Genomic DNA, 17,932 nt, shown 5'->3' on the forward strand with positions numbered 1-17,932 from the left:
GCCTCAGCCCGGGTGCCGGGCCGACCGCTCGGCGCGCGCCCGGAGCCCCGCGCAGAACTGGCGGAACGAGGGGTTGAGGTCCGGTGTCGCCCGCTCGGTCACCCAGGCCAGCGGGCCGGTCTGGTCCTCACGGACGGTGAGCACCGTGCCGCCGCCGTCCTGCCGGTCCAGGGTGTAGGTGCGCTCGATGACCGCCAGCCCGAACGGCAGGCCGCCGCGCCAGCGCATCGCCTCGCCCGGCCGCAGCTCGGTGACGGTGACCGCGAACGGGCGGCTGCGGATCATCGTGGCGTAGAGGGTCAGCCGCTCGCCGAGCGCGACGCGGCCCTCGACCCGGTCGACGCCGGAGTCCCAGTCCCGCCAGCTGCCGACGTCGACCAGGTGCCGCCACACCTCGTCCGGCGCCGCGTCGATCCGCGTGGCCGCCTCGTAGCTGCGCATGGGGCCTCCTCCCGCCGCCCGCAGTCTGCCCGGGCTCAGGGGCGCGGGCCAGGGGCACGCAGGCGGAACGGCCGGTCCGGGTCGAGCGGCCCGCGCGCCCAGGCCAGCAGCCCGGCGACGTCGAGGCCGTGCGGCGGTGCGGCGGCGTAGGGGGCGACGTTGGCGGCGCCCCGCTCCACCAGCGTCGCGGCGCCGCGGGCGTTCCCGCGGGCGGCGTGGGTGAGGCCGACGGCGAGCTGGGCCAGGCCGCGCCAGAGCTGCCGCTCGTCGGCGGGCGCGGCCTTCCACGCGTCCTCCAGCACCTCGTGGGCGTGGAACGGGCGGCCGGCGTCGAGCAGTGCCTGCGCCTCGGCCACCGCCTCGTCCGGGGTGCGCGGCACGCCCTCGGGCGCCCGCTCGATGCCCTCGGCGCCGCGCGGCAGCGGGCGGCCGAGCGCGTCGCGGGGGCGGGCGTTGCGTGCCCGGCCCTCCGGATCACGGTCGCGGGAGACATCCACCCGGCGATCGTGCGACGAACGCGGGGGGACGGCACGACGACGACGGCCGCGGGGGGTTGTCACCGCGGCCGTCGCGTGACTGGATGGGAGCCGAGGACGGCCGCGCACTGGAGGCCGCCCCCGCACCGACCCGCGGTCGCCCCGGCGACCGGTCCGGACCTGGAGGGGGGTGGGCGCCATGGCGCCCGTCGTGGAGGAGTGCACGGCGCTCGACCTGGACGCCGCCGTCGCGGCCGTCACCGCCGCCGCGCTGCGGCCGGGGCCCGTGGGCACCGTCGGCCTGGAGCTCGAGGCGAACCTGGTCGACCTGGACGCGCCCGCCGACCGGGTGCCGTGGGAGCGCGTCACGGCCGCGGTCGCCGGCCTGCCGCCGCTGCCCGGCGGCTCGCGGGTGACGCTCGAGCCCGGCGGGCAGGTGGAGCTCTCCGGCCCGCCGCTGCCCGGCGCCGGCGCGGCCGTGGCTGCCCTGCGGGCCGACCGGGCGGTGCTCGCGTCGGCACTGGCCGCGGACCGGCTGGCGCTCGCTCCGCTCGGCACCGACCCGCTACGGCCGCCCGCCCGGGTGAGCCCCGCCCCGCGGTACCGGGCGATGGAACGGCACTTCGCCGCCGTGGGCTGCGGCGAGGCGGGCGCCGCGATGATGACGGCGACCGCGTCGCTGCAGGTCAACCTCGACGCCGGCCCGCGGGAGGGCTGGGGCGCGCGGGTGTCACTGGCCCACCGGGTGGGCCCGGTGCTGGTGGCGCTGTCGGCCTGCTCGCCGCTGACCGCCGGGCGGGCCACCGGCTGGCGCTCGGCGCGCCAGCGGGTGTGGGGCGCGATCGACCAGCGCCGCTGCGGGCCGCTGCTCGGCGGCCCCGACCCGGCCGGCGAGTGGGCCGACTACGCCCTCGCCGCCCCGGTGATGCTGGTGCGCGACCCGGCGAGCGGCGCGGCGGAGCCGGTCCGCGCCCGGGTGCCGTTCGCCGACTGGGTCACCGGCGCCGCGCCGCTGGGCGGGCGCCGGCCGACGGCGGCCGACCTCGACTACCACCTGTCCACGCTGTTCCCGCCGGTCCGCCCGCGTGGCTACCTGGAGATCCGCTACCTCGACGCCGCCCCCGAGCCGTGGTGGCCGGCGCTGGCCGCGGTCACCACCGCGCTGCTCGACGACCCGCGGGCCGCCGACGCCGCGGCCGACGCCACCGCGCCCGTGGCCGGCGCCTGGACCCGCGCCGCCCGCGACGGGCTGGCCGACCCCGCGCTGCGCGCCGCCGCGGTGGCCTGCCTGGCGGCGGCGGTGCCCGCCGTCCCCGCGGCGCTGCGCCCGGAGGCCGAGGCGCTCGCCGCGCTCGCGGAGTCCGGGCGGTCCCCCGGCGACCTGCTGCCCCCCGATCCCGTCGCCGCCCTGCTCACCGCCACCCTCCCGATCCCCGGCCCGGAGGACCTGCCGTGACCGCGACTCCCGAACGGCTGGCCCGGGAGCTGGAGGCCGCCCGCCGGCGCACCCTGCTGCTCACCGACCACGACGACCCGGAGCTGCTGCGCCAGCACAGCCCGCTGATGAGCCCGCTGGTGTGGGACCTCGCGCACGTCGGCCAGCAGGAGGACCTGTGGCTGCTGCGCGGCGGCGACGCCCGCCGGCCGGGCCTGCTGCCGCCCGCCGTCGAGGCGCTGTACGACGCCTTCACCCACCCCCGGGCGGTGCGCGACCGGCTGCCGCTGCTGCCGCCCGTGGAGGCACGCGCCTACGTGCGCGAGGTGCGCGGGCAGGTGCTGGACCGGCTGGAGCACCTCGGGCCGGAGGACGACCCCTTCGACGTCGCCATGGTGGTCAGCCACGAGGCCCAGCACGCGGAGACCATGCTGCAGACCCTCGGCCTGCGCACCGGCCCGCCGCTGCTCGGCGACGGCGACCCGCTACCGCCGGGCCGGCCGGGCGTGGCCGGGACGTCGGTGGCCGTGCCCGGCGGCCCGTTCGTGCTCGGCGTCGACGCCGCGGACGAGCCGTTCGCGCTGGACAACGAGCGGCCGGCGCACGTGGTCGACGTGCCCGCCTTCCGCATCGGCCGGGTGCCGGTGACCAATGCCGAGTACGCCGCCTTCGTCGCCGACGGCGGTTACGACACCCCGCGCTGGTGGTCGGCGCGCGGCTGGGCGCACCGGCAGGAGGCCGGGCTCACCGGGCCGCGGAACTGGAGCCCCGACGGCACGGTGCGCACCCGCTTCGGCGTGCTGGAGGAGCTGCCGCCCGACGAGCCGGTGCAGCACGTGACGTTCTTCGAGGCGGAGGCGTACGCCGCCTGGGCCGGCGCCCGGCTGCCCACGGAGGCGGAGTGGGAGAAGGCCGCCGTCTGGGACCCCGCCACCGGAGGGCGGCGGCGCTGGCCGTGGGGCGACGCCGACCCGACGCCGGCGGTGGCGAACCTCGGCGGCGGGGCGCTGCGGCCCGCGCCCGCCGGCGCCTACCCGGCGTCGGCCTCCCCGTGCGGGGCCGAGCAGATGATCGGCGACGTCTGGGAGTGGACGTCGTCGGACTTCACCGCCTGGCCCGGCTTCCGCCCGATGCTCTACGCCGACTACTCCGCGCCCTTCTTCGGCGGCGACTACAAGGTGCTGCGCGGCGGCGCCTGGTCGGTGGAGCCCTCGATCCTGCGGCCGAGCTTCCGCAACTGGGACCACCCGGTGCGCCGGCAGGTGTTCAGCGGGCTCCGGCTGGCCTGGGACGCGTAGGCGTGTGCCGCCACCTCGCCTGGCTCGGCCGGCCGCGGTCGCTCGCGTCGCTGGTGCTCGACCCGCCGTCGTCGCTGCTCGTGCAGTCGTGGGCGCCGCGGCGGCAGCGGTACGGCACCGTCAACGCCGACGGCTGGGGCGTGGGCTTCTGGGCCGAGGGGCGCGAGGGCCCGGCGCGGTGGCGATCGGCCCGGCCGCTGTGGGGCGACCCGTCGTTCGCCTCGGTGGCGCCGGTGCTCCGGTCGGGGTGCGTGGTGGCCGCCGTCCGCTCGGCCACCGTCGGCATGCCGCTGGAGGAGAGCGCGGTCGCGCCGTTCACCGACGGGCGGTGGCTGCTGTCGCACAACGGCCGGGTCGACCGGGCGGTACTGCCGCCGGTGCGCGACGCGGAGTCCACCGTCGACAGCGCGCTGCTCGCGGCGCTGGTGTTCGCCCGCGGGCCCGAGGCGCTCGGCGACGTCGTCCGGGAGGTGGGGGCCGCCGACCCCGCCGCCCGGCTCAACCTGCTCGCCGCCGACGGCAGCCGGCTGCTGGCCACCACCTGGGGCGACACGCTGTCGGCGCTGGTCACCGACGAGGGGACGGCGCTGGCCAGCGAGCCGTGGGACGACGACCCGGCCTGGACCGACCTCCCCGACCGATCGCTGGTCGCGGTGACGCCCGACGGCCTCACCGTGACCCCCCTCGACCACCCGAGCAGAGGAGCCCCGTGACCGACACGCAGGACCGCCTGACCCCCTCCGACGCCGACGCGCTGGCCGCCGACGTGCGGGCCGGGCTCACCGCGACGCCGAGGTCGCTGCCGCCGCGCTGGTTCTACGACGCCCGCGGCAGCGAGCTGTTCGACGAGATCACCCGGCTGCCCGAGTACTACCCGACCCGCGCCGAGCGGGCCGTCCTCGAGGCGCACGCCGGCGACGTCGCGGCCGCCTCGGGCGCCGACGTGCTGGTGGAGCTCGGCAGCGGCACGTCGGAGAAGACGCGGCTGCTGCTCACCGCGCTCTCCCGCGCGGGGACGCTGCGCCGGTTCGTGCCGGTCGACGTCGACCCGACCGTGCTGGCGGCGGCCGGCACGGCGATCCGCGAGGAGTACCCGGGCGTCGTCGTCGAGCCGCTGGTCGCCGACCTCACCTGCGACCTGCACCGGCTGCCCCGCACCGGCCGGCGGCTGGTGGCCTTCCTCGGCTCCACGATCGGCAACCTCGAGCCGGGCCCGCGGGCGGCCTTCCTCCGTGACCTGGCCGCCACGCTGCGGCCCGGCGACTCCTTCCTCCTCGGCACCGACCTGGTCAAGGACCCGGCGCGGCTGGTGCGCGCCTACGACGACGCCGCCGGGGTGACCGCGGCGTTCAACCGCAACGTGCTCGCGGTGCTGCGCCGCGAGCTCGGCGCCGACGTCGACCCGGACGCCTTCGAGCACGTGGCGCTGTGGGACCCCGACGCCGAGTGGATCGAGATGCGGCTGCGCTCGCGCACCGACCAGGTGGTGGCGGTGCCGGCGCTCGGGCTGGAGGTGCCGTTCGCCGCCGGCGAGGACCTGCGCACGGAGGTGTCGGCGAAGTTCCGCCGCGAGGGCGTCGAGGCCGAGCTCGCCGCGGCGGGCCTGGCGATGACGCACTGGTGGACCGACCCGGCCGGCGACTTCGGCGTCTCCCTCTCGGTCCCCGCACCGGTGTCCTGAGCCGGTGTCCTGAGCCGGGTCGTGCTCTGCACACCCCGGTGTGCAGAGCACGAAGCGCACCTCGTGCTCTGCACACGTCCGCGTGCAGAGCACGACCTCGCCGGGGACTGCATCCGGACCTGGGAGGACGCCGGAAGAGGGGGTGTCAGCACACCCCGACCCCGGAGGTCCCCGTGACCCGCACCCGCACCCTCGGCATCGCCACCGTCGCCGGTACCGGCGCACTGCTGGCGCTCGGCGTCGCCCCCGCCTCGGCGGCCGACGCCACCGTCTCGGTCCTGCACGCCGTCCCGGACACCCCGGTGGACGTCTATGCCAACGGCGAGCGGCTCATCGACGACTTCCAGCCCGGCACCCTGACCGACCCGCTGTCGCTGCCGGCCGGCTCCTACGACCTGGCGCTCTTCCCCGCCGACGCCGCCGACGGCTCGGGCACCCCGCTGCTGTCGGCGAACGACGTCGCCGTCCCGTCCGGCGCGAACGCCACCGTGGTCGCCCACCTGACCGCCGAGGGCCAGCCGGCGCTCACCCCGTTCGTCAACGACGTCTCCGAGGTGGCCGCGGGCCAGGGCCGGGTCACCGTCCGGCACACCGCCGCCGCCCCCGCCGTCGACGTCCGCGCCGGCGGCCAGGTGGTCGTGCCGAACCTCGCCAACCCGAACGAGGCGTCGCTGGAGGTCCCGGCGGGCACCGTGAGCGCCGACGTCGTCCTGGCCGGCACCGGCACGGTCGCCATCGGCCCGGCCGACCTCGAGGTCGCCGAGGGCGCCACCACGATCGTCTACGCGTGGGGCTCCGAGGAGGCCGGCTACGAGCTCGCCGTCCAGACGATCGGCGGCGGCCACTCCTCGCCGTCCGGCGTCCCCGGCGGCAGCGCCGGCCTGGCCGACGACGAGGGCCTGCCCATGCCGCTGCTCGGCCTGTCCGCCCTGGGCCTGGTCGGCGCAGGCCTCGCCGCCCGCCGGCTCGCCACCACGCGGGCCTGACGGCCGTGCGACCCGCTGCCGCCGGCGTGGCCCTGGGCCTGGCCCTCGCCGTGGGCGTGCCCACCGCGTGGGAGCTGACCCGGCCCCCGGCGGCGGCGGGCGCGCCCGTCGAGCAGGCCCTTGCGGCCACCCCGACACCGACACCGACACCGACCCCGACCCCGACGACGGCACCCCCGCCGTCGCCGGCCGTCCCGCAGGTGACCACCCGCGACGCCGCGCCGTCCCCCGCCGCCCAGGTGGTCCCGCCGGTGCGGGTCGAGCTGCCCGCCCGCGGCCTCGACGTCCCCGTCGACGCCGTGGGCACCGCGGACGACGGGCAGATGGCCATCCCCGACGACGTCGACCGTGCAGGCTGGTACCGCTTCGGCCCGGCGCCCGGCGCGGCCGGCTCGGCGGTGGTCGCCGGGCACGTCGACGACGTCGAGCAGGGCCTCGGCGCGATGGCGGCGCTGCGCGCGGCCGAGCCCGGCGACGAGGTGCTGGTCACCGACGCCGCCGGCGCCGTCACCCGCTGGCGGGTCCTCGGCCGGGAGCTGCTCGACAAGGGCGCCCTGCCGGTCGACGACCTGTTCCGCCGCGACGGACCGCCCCGGCTGACCCTCGTCACCTGCGGCGGACCATTCCTCCCCGACCTCGGCGGTTACCGCGACAACCTCGTCGTCGTGGCGGAGCCGGCGCCGTGACCGGCCTGCTCGAGCCCCGCACGGGCCGGTGGTCGCCTAGGGTCGGTGACGTGACCACCCAGGCCGAGCCGGTGCCCCCGGGCGCGGCGGAGCCCGACGACGACGAGGTCGGGCGCCGCTTCGCCGCGGGCGACGAGCAGGCGCTGGCCTGGGCCTACGAGCGCTGGGCCGCCCGCGTGCACGGCATGGCGGTGCGCGCCTTCGGCCCCGGCCCCGACGCCGAGGACGTCACCCAGCAGACCTTCGTCTCCGCCTGGACCGGCCGCGCCGGCTACCGCCCCGACCAGGGCCCGCTGCCCGCGTGGCTCACCGGCGTCTGCCGCCACAAGATCGCCGACACCTGGGCCAAGCGGGACCGCCAGCGCCGCGCCGCCGAGGCCGCGATCATCGAGGCCCAGGCCCGCCCGACCGGCGGCCCGCAGCCGGTCGACGCCGCCGTCGCCGACCGCGTGCTGCTGCTCGGCGAGCTGGACCGCCTGGGGCAGCCCCAGCGCGGCATCATCGAGCTGGCGTTCTTCGCCGACCTCACCCACGCGCAGATCTCCGAGCGCACCGGCCTGCCGCTGGGGACGGTCAAGAGCCACATCCGGCGCACCCTGGAGCGCCTGCGCGACCGGTTGGAGGTGGACGGTGCCGCACTGCACGCCTGAGGACCTCGGCCTGGCGGCGCTGCGCGAGCCGCTGGGCCCCGACGCCGCCGAGCACCTCGCCGGCTGCGCCTCCTGCACCGACGAGGTGGGCCGGCTGCGCCGCGCCGTCGACGTGCTCACCGTCCCCGAGCTGGCCGAGCCGACGGCGCCGGTCGCTCCCCCGCCCGCGCTGTGGGCCGGCATCGCCGCGGCCACCGGCGTCTCCAGCGCCCCGCGCCCGCAGGTGGTGGCGGCGTCGGCCCCGCCGGCCGGCCCCGTGCCCGACGCGCCGCCCGTTCCGCTCGCACCCCTGCCCGCGGAACCGGTCCCCCCGCGGCCGGCCGCCGCCCGGCCGCTCCCGCCCGAGCCGCCGGTCGCCCCGGTGGTGCCGCTGCGCCCCCGCCGCTCCCGGCTGCTGCTCGCCGCCGCCGCGGCGCTCGTGGTGGGCCTCGGTGTCGGGGCCGGCGCGGTGGCGCTGTCCGGCCGGGAGGACGAGGGCGTCGCGGTCGCGGCGGCGCAGCTCGACCCGCTGGCCGGCAGCGACGCCACCGGCACCGCCTCGGTCGTCGAGCGCGAGGACGGCACGCGGGTGCTGCGGGTGGAACTCGCCGCCGACGCGCCGGCCGAGGGCTACTACGAGGCCTGGCTGCTCACCGAGTCGGTGTCCGGGCTGGTCCCGCTCGGGGTGGTCCGCGCCGGCACGGAGGAGTTCGAGCTGCCGCCGGGCATCGACATCGGCGAGTACCCGGTCGTCGACGTCTCCGTGGAGCCCCTCGACGGCGACCCCGCGCACTCCGGCGAGTCGGTGGCCCGGGGGCTGCTGGAGTCCTGAGCGCTAGCGTCGCGGGGTGACCGCGCTCGACCTGCTGCTGCCGCACGACGACCTCGCCGACGCCTGGCGCGCCGGCCGCCCCCGCGCGGCCGGCCGGCACCTGGACTCCGCCGCGTGCAGCCGGCAGAGCGAGCGGGTGCTCGGCGCGGTCGCGCAGCACGCCCGGCACGAGGCCGAGCTCGGCGGCTACGTGGCGCAGGCGGCGGCCGAGCACCTGCTGCAGCAGGGCCGCAGCGTGATCGGCGGGCTGGCCGGCATGGCGGCGGCCGACGTGGTCTTCGTCGAGTCGGCGCAGGCGGCGCTCGGGGCGCTGCTGGCCGCCTGGCGGCTGCCGGCCGGGGCGCGGGTCGCGGCGCCGACCGGCGAGTACGGGCCGAACCTGGCGCTGCTGCGGGCGGCCGGCTTGGAGGTGGTCCCGGTGGCGTCCGACGGCGACGGACGGGTCGACGTCGCCGCGCTGGAGCGGCTGCTGGCCGCCGACCCGCCGCGCTTCGTGCACCTCACGCACGTAGGCAGCCACCGCGGCGTCGTCCAGCCGGCCCGCGAGGTGGCGGCGCTGTGCCGGGCGCACGGGGTGCCGCTGGTGCTCGACGCCGCGCAGTCGCTCGGCCACGTCGACGTCGACCTCGGCGCCGACGTCGTCTACTCGACCTCCCGCAAGTGGCTGGCCGGGCCGCGCGGCGTCGGGGTGCTGTGCGTGCGCCCGGCGGTGGCCGCGGAACTCACCCCGGCGGTCCCGGCGCCCGGGGACGTGCCGCCGTTGCGCGCGCTGGAGAGCGGTGAGGCGCACGTGGCCGGGCGGGTCGGGCTGGTGCTCGCGGTCGGGGAGCACCTGGCCTCCGGCCCCGACCGGGTGCGCGAGCGGCTGGCGGCGCTGGGCCGGGCGGCGCGCACGGTGCTCGACGGCGCGGCGGGCTGGTCGGTGGTGGAGCCGGCGGGCGAGCCCACCGCGACGACCACGCTGCGCCCGCCGGACGGCGTCGACGTCGCGGCCACCCGGGCGCGGCTGCTCGCCGAGCACGGCGTCGTCACCACCGCGGCCGGCCCGGAGCGGGCGCCGGGCGAGATGACCGGGCCGGTGCTGCGGGTGTCGCCGCACGTGGACGCCACCCTCGACGACCTCGAGGCCCTCGCCGCCGCCCTCTGAGGGCCTTTGTAGCGCCAATGGCTCCCCGCCGAGGGGCCTTTGTAGCGCTATTGGCCCCTCAGACGGCGGCCTGCATGCGCTCGCTCACCCGGCGGTGGACGGCGAGCTGCCCGTCGAGGCCCGGGTGCACCGGCACGCCGTCCTCCACCACGAACCGCCCGCCGACGACGGTGTGCCGAGCGGCCACGGGCCCGCAGCGCAGCCACGCCTCCACCGGGTCCGACAGGGCGCCCGCGAACGCCGGCCCGGTGAGCGGCCAGACGGCGAGGTCGCCGCACGCGCCCACCGACAGCTGCCCGATCTCGCCGGTGCGCCCCAGGCACGCCGCGCCGCCTCGGGTGGCGATCTCCAGGGCGTCGCGGGCGGAGAAGGCGCCGGCGCCGTGCCGGAGCTTGCCCTGCAGCATCGCGGTGCGGGCCTCCAGCCACAGCGACGCCGCGTCCGCCGACGCCGACCCGTCGACGCCCAGCCCCACCGGCGCCCCGGCCGCCCGCAGCTCTGCCACCGGCGACAGCCCGCTGCCCAGCACCATGTTCGACGACGGGCAGTGCGCCGCCCCGACCCGCGCGGCCCCGAGCCGGGTCACCTCGTCGGCCGAGGGCCACACCACGTGCGCGAGCCAGGTGCGGTCGGTCATCCAGCCGACGTCGGCGAGGTAGTCCACGGGGCGGCGGCCGAAGCGCTCGAGGCAGAACGCGTCCTCGTCCTGCGTCTCGGCGAGGTGGGTGTGCAGCCGGACGTCGAGCCGCTCGGCCAGCTCCGCCGTCCGGGTCATGAGCTCCGTGGAGACGCTGAACGGCGAGCAGGGCGCCAGCGCCAGCCGGGTCAGCGCGTGCGGCGAGCGGTCGTGGTGGGCCTCCACCAGGCGCTGCGACTCGGCGAGGACCTCGTCGTCGTCCTGGACGACGGAGTCCGGCGGCAGCCCGCCGTCCTTCACCGACAGCGACATCGAGCCGCGGGTGAAGTGCGAGCGCATCCCGAGGTCCTGCGCGGCGCGCACCTCGGCGCCGATCAGGTCGCCGGCGCCGCGCGGGTGCACGTAGAGGTGGTCGGTGGAGGTGGTGCACCCGGCCAGCGCGAGCTCGGTCAGCCCGACGTAGGCCGAGACGTACGCGGCCTCCTCGTCCAGCCGCGCCCACAGCGGGTACAGGGTGACCAGCCACTCGAAGAGCCCGCCGGTCAGCGCGGGGGCGAACGAGCGGGTGAGGTTCTGGTACAGGTGGTGGTGGGTGTTGACCAGCCCGGGCGTGACCAGGCAGCCGCGCGCGTCCACGGTGCGGATGGCGTCCGGCTGCGGGTCGCCGGGCCCGCCGACGCCGCTCACCACCCCGCCGGTGACGGCGACCCAGCCGCCGGGGATCTCGCGCCGGCCGTCGTCGACGGTGGCGAGCAGGTCGGCACCGTGCACCAGCAGGTCGGCGGTCGTCTCCACGCGCCGCATCCTGCCCAGCCCGTGTGAACGCGGCGAGTCGCCACGTGACGGCGTGCAACCCGATCGGAACGCACCGGGGCTACCGTGGCCGTCCCCCGGGAACCCGGGGGCCCTGAGCCACCGGGAGCGACGATGGACTTCCTGCAGCCCGCGACCTGGGCGGAGGCGCTGGAGGCGAAGGCCGCCGCCCGCGACGCCGTCCCGATCGCCGGGGGCACCGACGTCATGGTGGCGGTCAACTTCGGCCGCCTGCGCCCGACGACGCTGATCGACCTCACCCGCGTCCCCGAGCTGCAGGAGTGGGGCCTCGACGACGGCGCGGTGCGGCTGGGCGCCGGCGTCCCGTACGCCCGGGTGATCACCGAGCTCGGCGGCCGGCTGCCCGGACTGGCGATGGCGGCGCGCACGATCGGCTCGCCGCAGATCCGCAACCGCGGCACCGTCGGCGGCAACCTGGCCACCGCCTCGCCCGCCGGCGACGCGCACCCCGCGCTGCTGGCCGCGGACGCCGAGGTCGAGGTCGCGTCGGTCCGCGGCACACGCCGGATCCCGGTGAGCGAGTTCTACCGGGGCGTCAAGCGCTCCGCCCTGGCCGACGACGAGCTGATCGCCGCCGTCCGCATCCGCCCGCCGGCCGGGCCGCAGCAGTACAGCAAGATCGGCACCCGCAACGCGATGGTCATCGCCGTCGCCGCCTTCGGCCTGGCCCTGCACCCCGACCGCCGCGCCGTCGGCACCGGCATCGGGTCGGCCGCCCCCACCCCGCGCCGCGCGCCGGAGGCCGAGGAGTTCCTCGCCGGCGAGCTCGACGGGCTGTGGGAGTCCCGCGGCGAGCTGCCGGCCGCCACCGCCGGTCGCTTCGGCGAGCTGGTCGCCGCGGCCGCCGCCCCCATCGACGACGTCCGGGGCACCGCCGCCTACCGCGTGCACGCCCTGTCCGTGATGGCCCGCCGCACCCTCACCTGGGCCTGGGCCGACTACCGCAAGGGAGACCCGACGTGCGCCTGAGCTGCTCGGTCAACGGCACGCCCCGCGAGGTCGACGACGTGTGGGAGGGCGAGAGCCTGCTCTACGTCCTGCGCGAGCGGATGGGCCTGCCCGGGTCGAAGAACGCCTGCGAGCAGGGCGAGTGCGGCTCGTGCACCGTCTACCTCGACGACGTCCCGGTCTGCGCCTGCCTGGTCGCCGCCGGCCAGGCGCAGGGCCGCGAGGTCGGCACCGTCGAGGGCCTCGCGCCCGCCGGCGAGCTGCACCCGGTCCAGGAGGCGTTCCTCGAGGCCGGCGCCGTCCAGTGCGGCTTCTGCACGCCCGGCCTGCTGGTGGCCACCGACGACCTGGTCGCCCGCACCCGCGCCGAGGGCCGCAGGCCCGCCGACGCCGAGATCCGCGAGGCGCTGGCCGGCAACCTCTGCCGCTGCACCGGCTACGAGAAGATCCTCGACGCCGTCCGGCTGGCCGCCGACCGCATGGCAGGTGACGCGCGATGAGCACCCCCACCCGCGCCCCGAGCGGCGCCCCGGCGCACCTGACCGGCGCCGGCGGCGGCATCGGTGCCGACGCGCAGCGCCCCGACGGCGTGCTCAAGGTCCGCGGCGAGTTCGCCTACGGCAGCGACCTGTGGATGGACGACATGCTGTGGGGCGTCACGCTGCGCAGCCCGCACCCCTACGCCCGCATCCGCTCGATCGACGTCGGCCCCGCTCTCGCCGTCCCCGGGGTGCACGCCGTCCTGACCTCCGCCGACGTCCCCGGCGAGAAGGTCTACGGCCTCGAGCTCGCCGACCAGCCGGTGCTCGCGCTCGACGTCGTCCGCTACCAGGGCGAGCCGGTGGCGCTGGTGGCCGCCGACCACCCCGACACCGCCCGGCGGGCCGCCGCGCGCGTCGTCGTCGACTACGAGGTGTGGGAGCCGGTCACCGACGCCCGCACCGCGCTCGGCCACCCGAACTGGAACCAGGTGCACGACACCCCCGCGGAGGTCACCGAGCTGTCCCGGGAGAGCGCCCACCTGCACCCGCAGGGCAACCTGGTGCGCCACCTGAAGATCCGCAGGGGCGACCCCGAGCCCACGGCCGACGTCGTGGTGGTCGGCGAGTACGAGGTCGGCATGCAGGACCAGGCGTTCCTCGGGCCGGAGTCCGGGCTCGCGGTCCCGGCCGAGGACGGCGGCGTCGACCTCTACGTGGCCACCCAGTGGCTGCACGTCGACCAGCGGCAGATCTGCGCGGCGCTGGGCATGCCCGAGGAGAAGGTGCGGCTAACCCTCGCCGGCGTCGGTGGGGCGTTCGGCGGCCGCGAGGACCTCTCCATGCACGTGCACGCCTGCCTGCTGGCGCTGCACACCGGCCGGCCGGTGAAGATGTCCTACAACCGCGAGGAGTCCTTCTTCGGCCACGTGCACCGGCACCCGGCCACCATGCGCTACGAGCACGGCGCCACCCGCGACGGCGACCTCGTCTACGTCCGGGCCACGATCTACCTCGACGGCGGCGCCTACGCCTCCAGCACCCCGGCGGTCGTGGGCAACGCCGGGACCATGGGCCTGGGGCCCTACGTCGTGCCGAACGTGCACGTCGACTGCTACGGCGCCTACACCAACAACCCGCCCTGCGGCGCCATGCGTGGGTTCGGCTCGGTGCAGACCGCGTTCGCCTACGAGTCGCAGATGGACGCCCTCGCCGCCGAGCTCGGCATGGACCCGGTCGAGCTGCGCTGCCGCAACGCGATGGAGGAGGGCTCGGTCACCCCCAACGGGCAGGTGGTCGACAGCGCGGCGCCGGTCGTCGAGCTGCTGCGCCGGCTGGAGGCCATGCCGCTGCCCCCGGCGCCCGCCACCGGCGCCGACGTCGACCTGCGCGACATGCCCGGCGGCGTCTCCAACACCACCCACGGCGAGGGCGTGCGGCGCGGCGTCGGGTACGCCGTCGCCTACAAGAACGTCGCCTTCTCGGAGGGCTTCGACGACCACTCGACGGCGCGGGTGCGGCTGGAGGTCGTCGGCGGCGAGGCGGTGGCCACCGTGCACACCGCGGCCGCCGAGGTCGGGCAGGGCCTGGTCACCGTCGAGCAGCAGATCGCCCGCACCGAGCTCGGCGTCGAGCGGGTCGTCGTCGCCCCGAAGGACACCGCCGTCGGCTCGGCCGGCTCCACCTCCGCGTCGCGGCAGACCTACGTCACCGGCGGCGCGGTGAAGGCCGCGTGCGAGGCGGTGCGGGAGCGGGTGCTCGCCCGGGCCCGGGACCTGGTCGGCCGGGCGGTGCCCGACCTGCGGCTGGACGGCGGCAAGGTCGTCTCCGACGGCGAGGGCGTCGCGCTGACGCTGGCCGAGGTGCTCGGCGACGACGTCGTCGAGGAGACGCTGGAGTGGCGGCACCGGCGCACCGAGCCGATCGACCCGGAGACCGGCCAGGGCTTCGCGCACGTGCAGTACGCGTTCTCCGCGCACCGCGCCGTGGTCGACGTCGACACCGAGCTCGGCCTGGTCAAGGTCGTGGAGATGGCCTGCACCCAGGACGTGGGCAAGGCGATCAACCCGCAGGCGGTGATCGGGCAGATCCAGGGCGGCACCGCACAGGGTCTCGGCCTCGCGGTGATGGAGGAGATCCTGGTGCGCGACGGCCGGGTGCAGAACCCGTCGTTCACCGACTACCTGATCCCCACGGTGCTCGACATGCCGCCGATGCGCATCGAGGTCCTGGAGTACGCCGACCCGCACGCCCCGTACGGGCTGCGCGGCGTCGGCGAGGCGCCCAACATCTCCTCCGGCCCGGCGGTGCTCGCCGCGATCCGCCAGGCCACCGGCCTGCCGCTGACCCGCGTGCCGGTCCGCCCGGAGCACCTCACCGGGACGTGAGCGTGCGCTCAGCCCGGAGGGTGACGACGGCGTAGGCCGCCGGGGGTACCGGGGGGCGGCCCGGGATCGGCTCCTGCTCCGACGCGGGGGGACGGCGTCCGGAACGAGGGTGGTCGCCGACCCGACCGCCCCGATCCGGAGAGCCGGCGCACGCACCGCCGGCCTGGATCGCCCCGCCGAGGAGCCCTCCCATGGCCCCGACCTGCCCGGCTCCTGCCCGGCCCGCCCCTGCCCGGTCCGGGCGCCCCGTCGTCCCGGGCCGGGCACCGACCCGCTACGGCCGCGGCGGGCGCCCCGTGCGGAGGCGCCGCCCCCGCGCGACCCGGCTGGTGGTGCTCGGCCTCGCCGTCGCCGCGGCCGTCGTCGTGGTGCCGGCCGTCCGGGACGCGGTGGGTGGCTGCGACCAGGACCCGGCGCTCCCGGCCGCGGCGGTGGACGCCGCAGCCCGGATCGGGGTGGACGCCGGGCTGCGGGTGGGCGTCGCCGTGGTGGACACCGCGACCGGCGCCTGCCTGGTGGCCGGCGACCAGGACGGTGAGTTCGCCACCGCCTCCGTGGTGAAGGTGATGGTCGCGGCCCGGCTGCTGACCGAGGGGGCGTTGACCGGTGAGACCGAGGCGCTGGCCCGTGCGATGGTCAGCCTCTCCGACGACGCCGCGGCGAACGTGCTGTGGGAGCGGGCCGGCGGCCCGGACCTCGAGCCGTGGATCGAGGAGCACTACGACCTGCCGGAGCTGGGCTCCCCCAACGGGATCACCGGCCGCTGGGGCAACACCCACGTCACGCCCCTCGGCCTGGCGCGGCTCTACGCGGCCCTGCGTGCGGACCCGGTGGTCTGGCCCTGGCTCGGCGCCGCGCTGCACGACGTGCGGGCCCGGGCCGCGGACGGCACCGACCAGGGCTTCGGCCTGCAGTCGGTCGCGCCCGGCGCCGCGGTCAAGCAGGGGTGGGCGAACGGCTCCGCCGACGACGCGGGCGACGCGGTGGTCAACAGCACCGGGCTCCTGGCGGGCGACCGCTACGTCGTCGTCCTCCTGACCGAGGGCGACGGGAACGTGTCCGGGTGCGACGGCCGTGGGTTCCACGCCGGCCAGGCGGCGGTCGTCACCGCCATGGCGCAGCAGCTCGTCCCGCCCCTGGCGGGATGAGGGGCCTCTCAGCCCGAGATGCCGGCCAGGCGGTCCATCGCGGCCAGCACGCGGTCCTGCAGGCCGGGGTCCTCCAGCGTGCCCGGCGTCCGGGCAGGGCGGCGACCGGCGGTGTAGCCGCCCGGCCAGTCGCCGGCCGCGGCCAGCGCCACCCGCGCGCCGCCGTCCTCGACGTCGCCCGGCGCCCCCGCGGAGGCGAGCTTCGTGCGCACCCAGCCGGGGTCGACGGCGCCCACCCGCAGGTGCGGCAGGCGGCGGGCCCAGCCGAGGGACAGCACGACGTCGAGGGCCTTGGAGTCGGCGTAGGCCCGACGGGAGTCCCGCGGGGTGCCGAGGTCGTCGGGGTCGACGCGACCCGAGCCGACCATGCCGCTGCCGAGGAAGACCAGCCGCTCGCGCACCCGGTCGCGCAGGAGGGCGGTCAGCAGGTGCGGCGCCAGCGCGTTGACGGCGAAGGCGATCTCGTGGCCCTGCGCGCTGGGCGCCGCGCCGTCGGCCGGCCACACGCCGGCGTTGTGCACGAGCGCGTCCACCTCGCCGATCCGGTCGGCCAGCGCGCGCACCTCGCCGAGGTCGGCCAGGTCGCCGGTGACCAGCCGCACCTCGCCGAGCCGCCCCAGCTCCTCGGCGACCGGCGCGCCGCGGGCCTCGCTGCGGGCGTGCAGGACGACGGTGTGCCCGTCGCCCAGCAGCTGCCGTGCGGCCGCCCGGCCGATGCCGTCGGTGGAGCCGGTGATCGCGATCGTCGCCACGGGCGCCACCTACCCGCTGCTCCGCGTGCCATCCCCGGGACGTTCCCGAGAGAACGCCTCGGAGCGTGTGCGGCGACGCCGCGTTCCGGACCCCGGGATGCCGCGCCGGCGCACACGCTCGGCCCCTCAGCGCCTGGCCGTGGCCTCCCACCGCTGCTGCAGGGCGGCGCGGCCGGCACCGGTCGGGCGGCCCCACAGCCGCAGCCGGGCCATGCCGCCGTCGGGGAACACGTCCATCCGGACCGAGGTCACCGCGGCGTCGCCGGGGAGCACGAAGCGGTGCCGCGTGTCGGGCTGCAGCGGCGTGCGGGGCAGCAGCTCCACCTCGGCGCCGTCCGCCGTCCGGCCGGTCAGCGACGCCGCGCCGGGCGCGTTGCCGAGGAACCAGGAGGTGTCGAGCTCGGCGAGGGTCACCGTGCCCTCGCAGGCCAGCGCGACATCGACCCAGTCGTTGCCGTCGTCGCGGCGGCGGGCGTTCTCCCAGCCCTCCCCCATCGACCGGGCCTCGCCGCGGCCGATGAGCTGGTGCGGGCTGCCGTAGAAGGCGTTGCTCACCCCGGTGATCCGCCCGCCGTTCTCCAGCGCCGCGAGGTCGCACGGGCCGGCGTCGAGCAGACGCGGGTCGGGCACGACCTCGCCGTGCACCCTCAGCCGGGCGACGCCCCCGTCGGGGTGGATCGACAGCCGCACGTGCGTCACCCGCGGCCCCGGCTCGACGGCGAAGCGGTTGGCGGTGCCGCCGGCCAGGTCCGACAGGGGCAGCAGCGGCACCCAGTCGGCGCCCGCCAGCGCGGACGCCGGCGGGTGCCCCTCCAGCGCCGCACCCTCCAGCGACGCCCGCGGCGGGTAGTTGCCGAGGAAGAACGCCGTGTCGACGACGACGGCGCGCACCACCCCCGGCATGCCGAGCCGCACGACCGCCTCGTCGTGCCCGGGCTCGCGGCGCCGCCGGGTCTCCCAGCCGTCGTACTCCTTGCCGCGGGCGCCGAAGTCGTCGCGGGCGCGCGCCGGGCCGGGCAGGACGAGGGCCTCCTTGCCGGCGAAGAACTCGTCGTTGGCGGCGACCACGGCACCGCCCTGCGTGCGCACGGCGAGGTCGGGCAGGTCGAACGGGTCGCTCACGGCTCTCCTCCGGG

General features: G+C 77.8%; 18 protein-coding genes. 13 read left to right on the forward strand and 5 right to left on the reverse strand.

Annotated features, from left to right (window positions below):
- Positions 1–3 precede the first annotated feature (3 nt).
- Positions 4–441 (reverse strand): SRPBCC domain-containing protein, encoded by a 438-nt coding sequence (locus ACI78R_RS21285; RefSeq protein ID WP_457042184.1) that lies wholly within the window; start codon positions 439–441, stop codon positions 4–6.
- A gap of 35 nt (positions 442–476) precedes the next feature.
- On the reverse strand, positions 477–938 hold the full coding sequence (locus ACI78R_RS21290) for a DUF309 domain-containing protein (RefSeq protein ID WP_457042185.1): 462 nt from the start codon (positions 936–938) through the stop codon (positions 477–479).
- 178 nt (positions 939–1,116) lie between these two features.
- Here ACI78R_RS21290 and egtA point away from each other — a divergent pair, with 178 nt between their 5' ends.
- The 9 genes from egtA to egtE all read left to right on the forward strand — a co-directional run bounded on the left by egtA (position 1,117) and on the right by egtE (position 9,611).
- On the forward strand, positions 1,117–2,373 hold the full coding sequence (gene egtA, locus ACI78R_RS21295; protein ID WP_457042186.1) for an ergothioneine biosynthesis glutamate--cysteine ligase EgtA: 1,257 nt from the start codon (positions 1,117–1,119) through the stop codon (positions 2,371–2,373).
- Entirely contained in the window at positions 2,370–3,650 is a 1,281-nt protein-coding gene (gene egtB, locus ACI78R_RS21300; RefSeq protein ID WP_457042187.1) for an ergothioneine biosynthesis protein EgtB, read from the forward strand. The genes egtA and egtB overlap by 4 nt, the downstream gene beginning before the upstream one ends.
- A gap of 2 nt (positions 3,651–3,652) precedes the next feature.
- Positions 3,653–4,363 (forward strand): ergothioneine biosynthesis protein EgtC, encoded by a 711-nt coding sequence (gene egtC, locus ACI78R_RS21305; protein WP_457042188.1) that lies wholly within the window; start codon positions 3,653–3,655, stop codon positions 4,361–4,363.
- On the forward strand, positions 4,360–5,331 hold the full coding sequence (gene egtD, locus ACI78R_RS21310; RefSeq protein WP_457042189.1) for an L-histidine N(alpha)-methyltransferase: 972 nt from the start codon (positions 4,360–4,362) through the stop codon (positions 5,329–5,331). The genes egtC and egtD overlap by 4 nt, the downstream gene beginning before the upstream one ends.
- A 173-nt stretch (positions 5,332–5,504) precedes the next feature.
- Positions 5,505–6,317, forward strand: coding sequence for a DUF4397 domain-containing protein (locus ACI78R_RS21315; protein WP_073417751.1), 813 nt, complete (start codon positions 5,505–5,507; stop codon positions 6,315–6,317).
- Between the two features lie 5 nt (positions 6,318–6,322).
- Positions 6,323–7,003, forward strand: a complete 681-nt coding sequence (locus ACI78R_RS21320) for a class F sortase (RefSeq protein ID WP_457042190.1) — start codon at positions 6,323–6,325, stop codon at positions 7,001–7,003.
- 50 nt (positions 7,004–7,053) lie between these two features.
- Positions 7,054–7,653: an RNA polymerase sigma factor gene (locus tag ACI78R_RS21325; RefSeq protein ID WP_073419397.1), complete on the forward strand. Its 600-nt coding sequence runs from the start codon at positions 7,054–7,056 to the stop codon at positions 7,651–7,653.
- Entirely contained in the window at positions 7,634–8,464 is an 831-nt protein-coding gene (locus ACI78R_RS21330) for an anti-sigma factor (RefSeq protein ID WP_457042191.1), read from the forward strand. The genes ACI78R_RS21325 and ACI78R_RS21330 overlap by 20 nt, the downstream gene beginning before the upstream one ends.
- Positions 8,465–8,480: 16 nt before the next feature.
- Entirely contained in the window at positions 8,481–9,611 is a 1,131-nt protein-coding gene (gene egtE / locus ACI78R_RS21335; RefSeq protein ID WP_457042192.1) for an ergothioneine biosynthesis PLP-dependent enzyme EgtE, read from the forward strand.
- A 58-nt stretch (positions 9,612–9,669) separates the two neighbouring features.
- Here egtE and ACI78R_RS21340 read toward each other — a convergent pair whose 3' ends face one another.
- Positions 9,670–11,043 (reverse strand): 8-oxoguanine deaminase, encoded by a 1,374-nt coding sequence (locus ACI78R_RS21340; protein ID WP_457042193.1) that lies wholly within the window; start codon positions 11,041–11,043, stop codon positions 9,670–9,672.
- 132 nt (positions 11,044–11,175) lie between these two features.
- Between ACI78R_RS21340 and ACI78R_RS21345 the strand changes: the two genes are divergently transcribed.
- The 4 genes from ACI78R_RS21345 (at position 11,176) to ACI78R_RS21360 (ending at position 16,044) form a co-directional block, all read left to right on the forward strand.
- Positions 11,176–12,051 carry an FAD binding domain-containing protein gene (locus ACI78R_RS21345; protein WP_457042194.1) on the forward strand — a complete coding sequence of 292 codons (876 nt, stop codon included), beginning with the start codon at positions 11,176–11,178 and terminating at the stop codon, positions 12,049–12,051.
- Positions 12,042–12,530 (forward strand): (2Fe-2S)-binding protein, encoded by a 489-nt coding sequence (locus tag ACI78R_RS21350; RefSeq protein ID WP_457042195.1) that lies wholly within the window; start codon positions 12,042–12,044, stop codon positions 12,528–12,530. Before ACI78R_RS21345 ends, ACI78R_RS21350 begins: the two co-directional genes overlap by 10 nt.
- Positions 12,527–14,896 (forward strand): xanthine dehydrogenase subunit D, encoded by a 2,370-nt coding sequence (gene pucD / locus ACI78R_RS21355; protein ID WP_457042196.1) that lies wholly within the window; start codon positions 12,527–12,529, stop codon positions 14,894–14,896. The genes ACI78R_RS21350 and pucD overlap by 4 nt, the downstream gene beginning before the upstream one ends.
- A gap of 296 nt (positions 14,897–15,192) precedes the next feature.
- Positions 15,193–16,044, forward strand: coding sequence for a serine hydrolase (locus tag ACI78R_RS21360; RefSeq protein WP_457042197.1), 852 nt, complete (start codon positions 15,193–15,195; stop codon positions 16,042–16,044).
- Positions 16,045–16,052: 8 nt separating this feature from the next.
- Here the strand turns inward: ACI78R_RS21360 and ACI78R_RS21365 are convergent, their stop codons facing one another.
- The gene (locus ACI78R_RS21365) at positions 16,053–16,796 is read right to left on the reverse strand and encodes an SDR family NAD(P)-dependent oxidoreductase (protein WP_457042198.1); all 744 of its coding nucleotides are present in this window, start codon (positions 16,794–16,796) and stop codon (positions 16,053–16,055) included.
- 126 nt (positions 16,797–16,922) lie between these two features.
- A complete protein-coding gene (gene alc, locus ACI78R_RS21370) occupies positions 16,923–17,918 on the reverse strand; it encodes an allantoicase (protein WP_457042199.1) in 996 nt (331 codons plus the stop codon).
- Between the last annotated feature and the right edge of the window lie 14 nt (positions 17,919–17,932).

This window comes from Geodermatophilus sp. SYSU D01106 (genome assembly GCF_054049995.1).